Origin of the sequence: Desulfovibrio desulfuricans, assembly GCF_004801255.1 — a bacterium.
Taxonomy (GTDB): domain Bacteria; phylum Desulfobacterota; class Desulfovibrionia; order Desulfovibrionales; family Desulfovibrionaceae; genus Desulfovibrio; species Desulfovibrio desulfuricans_C.
Map to the genome: position 1 here is coordinate 279917 of NZ_CP036295.1, position 10654 is coordinate 290570.

Annotated in this window: 4 protein-coding genes; 1 reads left to right on the forward strand and 3 read right to left on the reverse strand. The window is 57.1% G+C overall.

What is annotated here, in order from left to right; genetic code table 11:
• The first annotated feature begins 122 nt into the window (after positions 1-122).
• On the forward strand, positions 123-1400 hold the full coding sequence (locus tag DDIC_RS01200; RefSeq protein WP_247647509.1) for a YibE/F family protein: 1278 nt from the start codon (positions 123-125) through the stop codon (positions 1398-1400).
• A gap of 20 nt (positions 1401-1420) precedes the next feature.
• Here DDIC_RS01200 and DDIC_RS01205 read toward each other — a convergent pair whose 3' ends face one another.
• The 3 genes from DDIC_RS01205 to DDIC_RS01215 all read right to left on the reverse strand — a co-directional run bounded on the left by DDIC_RS01205 (position 1421) and on the right by DDIC_RS01215 (position 10152).
• Entirely contained in the window at positions 1421-5422 is a 4002-nt protein-coding gene (locus DDIC_RS01205; RefSeq protein ID WP_136398758.1) for a response regulator, read from the reverse strand.
• A gap of 194 nt (positions 5423-5616) precedes the next feature.
• A complete protein-coding gene (locus DDIC_RS01210; protein WP_348769732.1) occupies positions 5617-7743 on the reverse strand; it encodes a methyl-accepting chemotaxis protein in 2127 nt (708 codons plus the stop codon).
• 630 nt (positions 7744-8373) lie between these two features.
• Positions 8374-10152, reverse strand: coding sequence for a methyl-accepting chemotaxis protein (locus DDIC_RS01215; RefSeq protein ID WP_136398760.1), 1779 nt, complete (start codon positions 10150-10152; stop codon positions 8374-8376).
• Positions 10153-10654 lie beyond the last annotated feature (502 nt).

A 10654-nucleotide genomic window follows, 5' to 3' on the forward strand; every position in this document is an offset into this window, starting at 1 on the left:
TGCCCGGCCCGCTCGCGTACGCGGGCAGAAAGCAAACAGTAACGTCGAGGCGAAAAATTATGCCGCTACAGGGTTCGGATACTGAAAGGGCCGCCGTGTCAGGCAAGTCGGCACCCATGACTATGGCAGATCATACAGGCGCGATCGCCGGGGCGGGGCAATCGCAGCCGCTGCAACCAGGAGCGGGCCAGAACGGCACGTGCTGCTGCCTGCACGGCAACCTGCGCTCAACCCGGCGCGATTCCCTGCTGTGCGTTGTTCTGGCGCTGGCCTGTCTTGCACTCTACCTGCTGCCTACGGGTTTTGAAAACCGCCTGCCAGACAATGCCGTGCGCTGCCGGGCAACCGTGCTGAGCGTGGACAATGAACGCGTGCACCAGTACGGCATTGTGCGCATGGGTACGCAGTACGTGACCATGCGTGCGCTGGACGGCCCCTATGCCGGGCAGACGTGGCAGGCAGGCAACGACCTCGTGGGCAAGATGGAGCTGGATAAAGTATTCGCCCCCGGCGATACGGCCCTGCTGGTGCTTACCTTGCGCGACGGCAAGGTGGCCGACGCCGTGGCCCAGGATCATTACCGGTTGCACACGCAGGCCGTTGCCTTTGGCATATTTGCCCTGCTGCTGCTGGTTTTTGCCGGGGCGACCGGGTTAAAGGCGCTGCTTTCGTTCGTTTTTTCAGCCCTGATGATCTGGAAGGCGCTGATACCTGCATTGCTGCGTGATGTGGATCCTATCCTGCTTGGGCTAGGGATTACCACTGCCATCACGGGGGCCACCATCCTGCTGGTGGGCGGCATGAACCGGCGTGGTCTGGCCGCGTGGCTGGGTTCGCTGCTGGGCATTGCCGCCACCTGTGCGCTGGCGCTGATTTTTGCCGGGCCGTTCCAATTGCACGGCGCTGTGCGCCCCTATGCGGAAACCGTGCTCTATTCCGGCTATCCGCACCTCAACATGACGCGCATCTTTCTTGCCAGCATTTTTATGGCTTCTTCTGGCGCGCTGATGGATCTGGCCATGGATGTGGCCGCCAGCATGACCGAGCTGGCCGCGCAAAACCCCGGCATTTCGCGCCGCGCGGCGCTGGCGTCTGGCCTGCGGGTGGGGCGGGCCGTGGTGGGCACCATGACCACAACCCTGTTGCTGGCTTATTCCGGAGGCTACATAGCCACCCTGATGCTGTTTATGGCGCAGGGCATACCGCTTGAAAACGCCCTTAACCTGCCCTTTGTCGCGGCTGAAATCATGAATACCCTGGTAGGCAGCATCGGGCTTGTGACGGTTGCGCCTTTTACCGCGCTTACGGGCACATGGCTGCTGATACGGCCTCAGACGGCTGCGCTGGCGCGCACGGGTGTTGCGGGTGCGGGTGATGATAACGCGCCGCAGGGGGCGTAGCGGGCTGCGCTGGGATTATCTTACATCCGCGTGGCCGAACCGCCCTTGCGGCACCAGCGGGAGACCATGTCGGCAAGATCCTGCGGATCGATGGGCTTTGAAATGTGGTCGTTCATACCGGCCTCAAGGCATTTTTCCCTGTCGCCCACCATGCCGTGGGCGGTCAGGGCGATAATGGGCAGCTGACGCCGCAGGGGGGTGGCGCGCAGCCTGCGGGTGGTCTCGTAGCCGTCCATTTCGGGCATCTGTATGTCCATGAATACCGCCGCATATTCTGTACGGGAGATCATATCCAGGGCAATACGGCCATTGTCGGCGATATCCACGGCAAGGCCCATGCTTTCAAGCAGTTCCTTGGCCACAAGCTGGTTTATTTCATTATCCTCGGCCAGCAGCACGCGCTGGTTTTCTATGCCGCTGATGGGGAGAAATGGCAGGTTTTCGTGCTGCTGGCGGCCGCCAGGCTGCAGCCTGCTGTGCACAGCATCCTGAATGGTGCGCAGCAGTGTTGTTCTGCAGACGGGTTTGCCGAGCACATGCCGGAGGCCCGCAGCATGGGCCTGCTGGGTAAAGCTGTCGAGGTCGCGCACGGTGGTCATGATAACAACGGGTATGCCGTCCGTCCCATCAAGGTGCTGCAGCTGGTTGGCCCGCTGCAGGCTGTCTGCTTTGGGTTGTATCCAGTCGATGAGTATCACCTCGTAGGGCTCGTTATCTTTTACTGCGGCCAAGGCCATGTCGGCGGCTTTTGTCGCGTCCTCCGCCTCGCCGTACCGCAGGCCCAGACCCTCGAGCATTTGCCCCAGCCGCGCACGGGCGGAAGGTGAGCGGCTGAGCACCAGCGCCCGCACATTGGAAAGCTCGAACGCCTCGGGCAGAATGGCGCAGTCGCTTTGCGGCAGGCCAAACGTAACGGTAAAGAAGAAAGTGCTGCCCTGGCCGGGCGTGCTTTCAACGTAAATAGTGCCGCCCATGATCTCGACAAGTTTTTTGGAGATGGAAAGCCCAAGCCCCGTGCCGCCGAAACGCCTGGTGGTGGACATGTCGGCCTGCGAAAAGGCTTGAAACAGCTTGTCCCGCTGTTCTTCCGTCATGCCCACGCCGGTATCGCGAACACTGAAAAGCAGTGTAATATTGTCGCCCTTGGCTGCCTGCCGCCGCACCGTGACGACCACTTCACCCTGGTCGGTAAACTTGATGGCATTGCCCACAAGGTTGATGAGTACCTGCCCCAGCCGCAAGGGGTCGCCCCGCAAGGTAAACGGAACCTCCGGCTCCACATCCAGCTGCAGTTCAACCTTGTTTTCAGCCAGCTTTACGGTGTCCAGGCTGGTCAGGCCCTGCAGCACCTCATCCAGCTCAAAATCTACCTCTTCAATATCCATGCGGCCCGCTTCGATTTTTGAAAAGTCCAGGATATCGTTGATGATGTGCAGCAACGACTTGGCGGAATTTTTGATGCTGTTCAGGTAGCCGTGCTGTTTTTTGGTCAGATCTGTCTGCAGGGCAAGGTAGGACATGCCAATGATGGCGTTCATGGGCGTGCGGATTTCGTGACTCATGTTGGCCAGAAATTCGCTTTTGGCCCGGCTGGCTTCTTCCGCTGCAAGCGCCGCCCGCTGCATGACTTTTTGGCTTTCGACCAGATCCGTCACGTCGCGGCAGTCTTCAATAACGCCGAGCAGCTCGCCCTCTGGCGAAAGAAAGGGCGTCGCCACAATGTCGCAGTACCGCTCCTCGCCGTTTTTGCGGCGGTACATGGTTGTTTCCGCCGCTTTTGGCGAACCGGTGAGTACGCGTGTGATCGCGTTCGAACGGCATTTGCTCTCATCGCCGGTAACGTCCTCGCACCGCGCGCCAATGAGTTCATCGCGGGTAAGGCCGTGCAGTTTAAGAAAAGCGTCGTTGGCCTGCAGTATAACCCGGTCTGTGTCCAGCACCCGCATGGCGCTGCCAGCGGCGTTAAATATCTGCGCCATCTCCGTCTGGGTACTCAGGGCCTGCCGCTCGGCCTTGCGGCGCTCGGTGATGTCGGTGGCCGTAATGACAATGCCCATGACGTTGCCGTCGTCGTCCTTGAGCGGAACTTTGCAGATGTCGAGATCGCGCAGGCTGCCGGTCATATCACGGTAGGCCGTCTGCTCCGTAAGGGACTCGCCGGTATTCATGACCATGGCGTCGGAGCGCGAGGCTTCCCAGGCTATTTCAGGCGCGAGAATATCCTCGTTGCGCTTGCCAATGATTGCCTCGGTCGTGCGGCCAACAAACTGCTCAAATTGCCTGTTTACAAGAATAAACAGGCCGTTGGCATCAATAAGCATCACCATGCTGGGCTGGTTGTCCATAACGGCCTTGAGCTGCCGCTCGCGCTGGCGCAGGGCCGTCAGGGCTTTTTGCGTGGCCTGGCTCTGGCGTGAAAGCCTGCGGTTGGCAATGAGTATCACGGTCAGCAGGGTGCCGGCGAGCAGGACAAAAAAAACGCCGACCTGTTTGATGCGCGCCCAGTCTATGTTGGTCTCTATGCGCAGCGTGGACCAGCGCTGGGCCATTTCAATCAGATTTATGTAGGGGATGCTTTCGTAGGCTTTTTCAAAAATCTGGGGCAGCTCCGGCCAGTCGGAGCGAAAGGCAATCTGCGCGGCATACCGCAGGTTGGACAGGCGCGAATGGCGCAGGTCGCCGTAGCTGCCGTTGGTTATGGCGTATCCCACGGAGACGGAAAGCCCCACGACCGCGTCGTACCGGCCAAGACGCAGACCGTTCAGCGCCTCGGCCATGTTTTGCATGGGCACGACCACAGCATCGGGAACCTGCTTTTCCAGCTGGGATATCAGGTCGGGATAGGCCAGAACCGCCACGGTTCGTTGGGCCAGATCGCGTGGCCGACTAACGGAAAATCCGGCATTGGACTTTGTTGCCACATCCAGCGGCAGATAAAACATAAGCCGGGTCAGCGGCTGGCTGTCGTGGATCGGAGGCAGATTTTCGCTGAAAGGCACCACGTCCACCGTCTGTGCCGCCAGGGCCGCGCCGATATCCCGCGCGCTGCCAGTGCGCTGCGGCAGAATATCCACGCCGAGTATGGCGCTGATCGCCCGCAAAATGTCCGCGCTGATGCCGTCAAAGCGCCCCTGGCTGTTGATGAAGGCAAGGGGCGCGGTATCCTTGATAGTGCCGACCCGCCACTGCGGATGCGCCTCCAGCCACAGCCTTTCTTGTCGGGCAAGGTGCAGCGGGCGGCGCATCTTGTCGAGCTCACGTAGCGAAGGCACGCGGATCCAGTATTCCTCAAGGGCTACAAGCTCTGCGCGTGAAATCTGCGACAGGCCCTTTTCCACCAGTTCCAGCATCGCTGTATCGCCCTTGGAAACAGCAGGACGCACGTCGTCTTCAAAAAGACGCACCGGCTCTGGAGAAAACTTGTCGTGCAGTCCAAGCCGGTCGATGGCGTTGATCACGGCCTGCGGCGGGCCTACCAGGCCTTGGGCCAGACCGCCTGCCACAGCCAGAACCATATCCTTGAACGAGGTAAAGGACAGCAGGCGCAGATTGGGGAAGTGCGTGCGCAGATGCGTATCGATTTGCGACCCCTTGAGCACGGCCAGTGTGGCCGTAGGCATATGCTCCAGATCCGTGCTGATGCCGGCGGCGGTGATCAGAACTATGCGCGAGTGGTAGAGCGGTGGGCCAAAGTCGAGCAGGTGGGCGCGGTGGGCCGTGCTAAAAAGGCCGCTGTGGATGTTTGCCTGACCGGATCGAATGTCGGCCACGGTATCTGACCATTCGCCCATGCGAAATTTGATGGTGCGGCCTGTTTTTTCGCCCCACAGCCGCCAGATATCCACCAGCAGGCCAGAGGGCTCGCCAAACATGGAGGCGAATGAATAAGGCTCGTTGTCGTGGGAGAGGGTGATGATGATAGGGGGGAGGGTGTCGGTGTTTGCGTCAGGGGCGGCAGGCGTAGCCGTTGCGGAAGCCGCAAAAGCCATAAAAAAGAGAATTCCTGCGATAATACCGCGCATAGAGTTCCTGCAGCCGTTGGAGTTCTGCCAGTCTGACCCGTCAAGCCGTGGTTAAAGACGGTTGTTCTCACCAATCAAGCATGCGCTGGAAAATGTACCTCGTAGTTTAATGCAGTGAAAGTGGAGCAGTGTCAATGGCTTGCCCGGTCACAACGTGCGCTCTGGCCGGGCAAGCCATTAATCTTCGCGCTGCATTATCCCTGTGTTTTCATTTCATTAATAAGATTATGCAGTATATTTGATTGCTGGGCGAGCTCAGCAACAGCGCTGGAGGCCTGTTCCATGGCTTGCGCTGTTTCGGACGAAATTGTGGAAACCTGTTCGACAGAGCGGTTGATCTCTTCGCTGGCGGCGGACTGCTGTTCGCTTGCCGTGGCAATAGACTGGACCTGGTCGTTTACCTGTTCAACAAGGGTAACAATCTGCTGCAGGGCCTCGCCTGAACGTATGGAAAGATCAGTGGCGCTTTCAATGGTAACGGCGGCTTTGTCCACGTTTGCGATGTTCTTGCGCGTGCCGTCCTGAATATCACGTATGGCCTGGCCCACTTCCTGCGTGGCGGCCATGGTTTTTTCGGCAAGTTTGCGCACCTCGTCGGCCACCACGGCAAAGCCTCGCCCGGCGTCGCCCGCGCGGGCCGCTTCAATGGCGGCGTTGAGGGCCAGCAGGTTGGTCTGGTCGGCTATGTCGGCAATGACGTTCATGACCTGACCAATGCCCTCGGCCTGCTTGCCAAGTGCGTTCATGTCTTCCTTGATGGCCAGCGACTGGTCCCTGACCGTTTCAATGCCCTTTACGGCGTCGCCAACTATCTGTGATCCCTCAACGGCCTTTTGCTTGGTCTGCATAGAGGCGTCCGCCGCCTGCTGGGCGTTGCGGGCAACCTCAAGCACTGTGGCGTTCATTTCTTCCATGGCCGTGGCGGTTTCGCGCACGCGGCCAGACTGTTCGTCCGCGCCGCGGCTCGATTGCGCTATCTGGCTGGAGAGCTGCTGCGAGGCCGAGGTAACAATTTCCACAACGCCTTCAAGCTGGTTGGCAGCGTGCAGCATGCCCTCCGCTTTGGCGCGCTCGGCCTGCGCCTTGGCGGCGTGGGCCTCCTTGGTTGCCTCCTGCGCTTCAACCATGGCCTTTTGGGCTTCTTCGCCCTTGGCGTGGGCCTCGGCGATCATGGCCTGCAACTTGGTAACCATGGTGCGCAGCGCGTCAGCCAAAGCGCCTATTTCGTCCTGCTGTTTTATCACAAGCTCCTGGCTGAAGTCGCCCGAGGCGACGCATTCGGCAAAGTTTTTGGCCCTGACGAGCGGGCGGGTGAGTGAACCGGCAAAGAACCACAGGCAGGCTATGCCCAGCAGCGCTACCGCCGTGCCCACGAGTATCTGGTTAAAGGCGTCGTTGCTGGCGCGTTCGGCCAGATGCTGTTCCAGGGCGTCGGCATCAGCCAGCACAACATCGCGCGGCAGTTTTACAAGCACCGACCAGAACTTGCCGGAGCGGCCAAGCCTGACCGGCGCGTACGCGACAATGGATTTGCCGCCGTCGTCCAGACCGGCAACGGCCTTGCCCTCGCGCACGTTTGTCATGATCTTGTCCGCATTGGTCAGGGCGTTGGTCAGGGACTTGCCCACCATGGAGGCATCGGCGCTGTTTGCCACAACCAGCCCGTCGTAGCTGACTATAAAGACGTTGCCCTTGCCCGCATAAATTTTGGCGTTAACGTCCTCGGCCATTTTTTGCAAAAATGTCAGGCGCAGGTCTGTGCCCGAAACGCCCAGAAACTTGCTGTTTTCCTTAACAGGCACAGAGATTGTGGTCAGCCACTCTGTTTTGCCCTGCACTATGTAGGGAAAGGGGTCGAGCACGCTTTCCTTGCCGGTTTCCTTGGGGCCAAGGTACCAGCCGCCTTTGCGCACGCCATTGGGATGCTTGGCCTGGCTCTCGTATTCTACCAGCGCCTGCCGGTTGATTTTGCCAGAGGTGTCGCGGTTCCAGTAGGTTATAAACCGGCCAGAGGCGTCGTGGGCCTCTGTGTTGGCGTACAGGGCGTCGTGCCCGTCCAGCGCATTGGGTTCCCATGCGGAATACGAGCCAAGATAGGTGGGGTTGTTTTCAAGGTTGGCGAGCAAAATTTTGGTAAACAGCTCGCGCAGATGATCCTTTTCTATATTGGATCGCAGCACTTCAAAAATCTTGCCTGTGGTGCGGGCCGTATCAATGTTGTCCTGCAGCGCGCTTTCCACCACAGAAGCCCTGTCCGAAACCAGCGATTCAAGCGCCGAGACGGCGTTTTTTTCCAGCAGGCGCGAAACGCTGTCAGACACGAAGGTCTTTGTGTTGCTGGTAGAATACAGACCGAATGCTACAAGCGTAACAGCTGTAAAAATGAGGCCAAGTCCCGCAGCTAGTGCAATTTTTTGTTTGATTGATCGCATATGCCCCCCATATGTTCTTTGTTCTTAAGTATATTTCATGATAATCAGCTAAATTGCAATATTATGAATTGAAATTCAATATTATTGAATGAACGATCAATAAAATTTCCTGTCGATATGCTTATCGGCCAAATTTCATAATAACTTAGGCCAGAGAGATTATTTTTTCTTGCCGCCAAAATATGTTGCACAATGTTTAATATCTGTATTTTTTGAAACAATATTTTATTAAATATTTAAAATTGGAGACGGTAATTTATGAAGTGCAGTTATATAATAATTGGTTATGCATTAATCGACAGTTGCTAGCTATTGCTAAGAGCTATTGCTGGCAAAAGGCAGCTATCTGCATTCACACCATTAATATCAAGCGTGAATCTGTAGTCAATAAAGCCGTAACGGTCAGAAGGGTTGCCTTAGTAAAATTGCGGCAAAAAGGGCAGGCGTGGCGTAATTGCAAAAAAAAGTGCCGGCAGGGCCGGCACTTTCTATAGCGGGGTTGCATGGTGCAGCCTGTATTTACGCGGCTTCTCCCTGACTTTTCATCTCGGCTATCAGGCGGTGCAGAATCTGCGCCTGTTCCAGCATGTCTGAAACCGCGCGCGAGGCCTGTTCCATGGCTTGTGCCGTCTCGGCCGAAATGGTGGCCACCTGCTCCACTGACTGGTTGATCTCTTCACTGGCGGCGGACTGCTCCTCGCTGGCCGTGGCAATGGACTGCACCTGGTCGTTCACATGCTCCACAAAGGTTAGTATCTGCTGCAGTGATTCACCGGATTGGACTGCAAGGCTTGTAGCGCTTTCGATGGATACAGCCGACTTGTCCACATTGGCGATATTTTTGCGGGTTCCTTCCTGAATATCGCTTATGGCCTGGCCCACTTCCTGCGTGGCGGACATGGTTTTTTCGGCCAGCTTGCGCACCTCGTCGGCCACCACGGCAAAGCCGCGTCCGGCATCTCCCGCCCGCGCCGCCTCGATGGCCGCGTTGAGCGCCAGCAGGTTGGTCTGGTCGGCAATGTCGGCAATGACGTTCATGACCTGGCCGATGCCCTCGGCCTGTTTGCCCAGAGCGTTCATGTCTTCCTTGATGCCCAGCGACTGGGCGCGTACGGTTTCTATGCCCTTGACCGCTTCGCTTACTATGTTCACGCCTTCCAGGGCCTGCTTCTTGGTGTTGCTGGAGGCGTCGGCTGCCTGTTGGGCGTTTTTGGAAACCTCAAGCACGGTGGCGTTCATTTCTTCCATGGCTGTGGCTGTTTCGCGCACTCGGCTTGATTGCTCGTCCGCACCGCGGCTCGACTGTTCAATCTGGGCGGAAAGCTGTTCTGAAGCCGTATTGATGATGCCCACTACGCTTTCAAGCTGGCGGGCGGCCTGCAGCATGCCTTCCGCCTTGGCGCGCTCGGCCTGCTTGCGGGCAGCCTCGGCTTCAATGGTTGCCTGCTGGGCTTTTTCCGATTCCGCCTCAGCTTCGCGCCCCTTTTGCTCCGCTTCAGAAATTTTGGTTTTCAAGGTATCCACCATACTCTTCATCGCGCCAAAAACGCCCATCGCTGGCCGGGCAGGGTCAAACCGCGCATTGAGGTCGCCCCCGGCTATGGCCAGTGCCAGCTGCGAGAGCGATGCCGGTTCGTCGCCCAGCTGGCGCAGCATGTTGCGGGCTATCAAAAAGCCCAGGCTCAGGCCTACCAGCAGAGAGGCCAAGATGCCCGCAATGGTGATAAAACGCGATGTTTCGTACATGCGTGTGCTGCTGTCGTTCAGCTCATTGGTGCGCATCAGCTTGAAATCGACTATATTTTGTATGTCCCGCGCCATGGCGGCCATGGTGACGCGCGCCTCGGTGGTCGAAAGCTTTTGCGCCTGTTCGTTCAGGGCGGCATCGCTTGTTTTGCCGAGTTCTATGACTTTTTCGTGCACGAGCAACCATGCTTGCGCCGATTGCAGCAGCTTGCTGTACAGCGCCTTGCCCTCGCTCGACTGAAAATAGCTGGGCAGCTTTTTTAGCAGGGTTTCAAACTCCTTGCGTTCGGTTGCAAGTACGCCAAGATAACGTTGAATTTCCGCATCTTCGTTGGTCAGAATGATGTTTTTTTCTTCTCGCAGCATTCTGAGCGCGCGTATATTAAGCGCTCGTGCAGCGTCAAGGCCTTTAACATGCACCTCGTACAGAGTGCCAATATCGTTAGACAGGTTGCTAAGACTGTTTACTGAATACATCCCTACCGCAACAGTAAAGAGCGACAGGATCAAGGACAGGCCAAAAAGTTTTTGCATGGTCGAGAGCTTGATCATAATTCCCTCCACACCGTTTGGTGGGCTGTTGCGGGGCGTGCATGCCTTAAAAAAATAATTTTTTACTCAGTCTGGCTGTAAAGCGTTTCGGCTGGTTTCTGGTTTATCATAGATCAATTTAAAAGAAATTATTTTCAGTAAATGTTATTGCGCTTTTTGTTTAGTTATCTGGTTGCATATGTAAGTTATATATTATAGGCTATTGCGCATGCTGACCATGGCGCGGACTCTGTATCGCGCGCGTAACTGGCAGCAATTGCAAACAGCAAAAATTGTGGGCACTAACCAGTTTTGCTGCCCGCTGCAATCGCCATATGTCTTGACATAAGGCCTGCAAACACGGCACATTGCTTGTGCCAGAAGCAGGTTTATGGCGTGCGGGATGCATTTTCGTACCAGCCTGTGGCGGATGCCGATCGTAGACATCCCTGAATTCGTCAAATTTGTGCGCACAAAGCTGTTCTAGGCCAGTGCGCATCGATAAAAAGAACTTCCGGCGGGT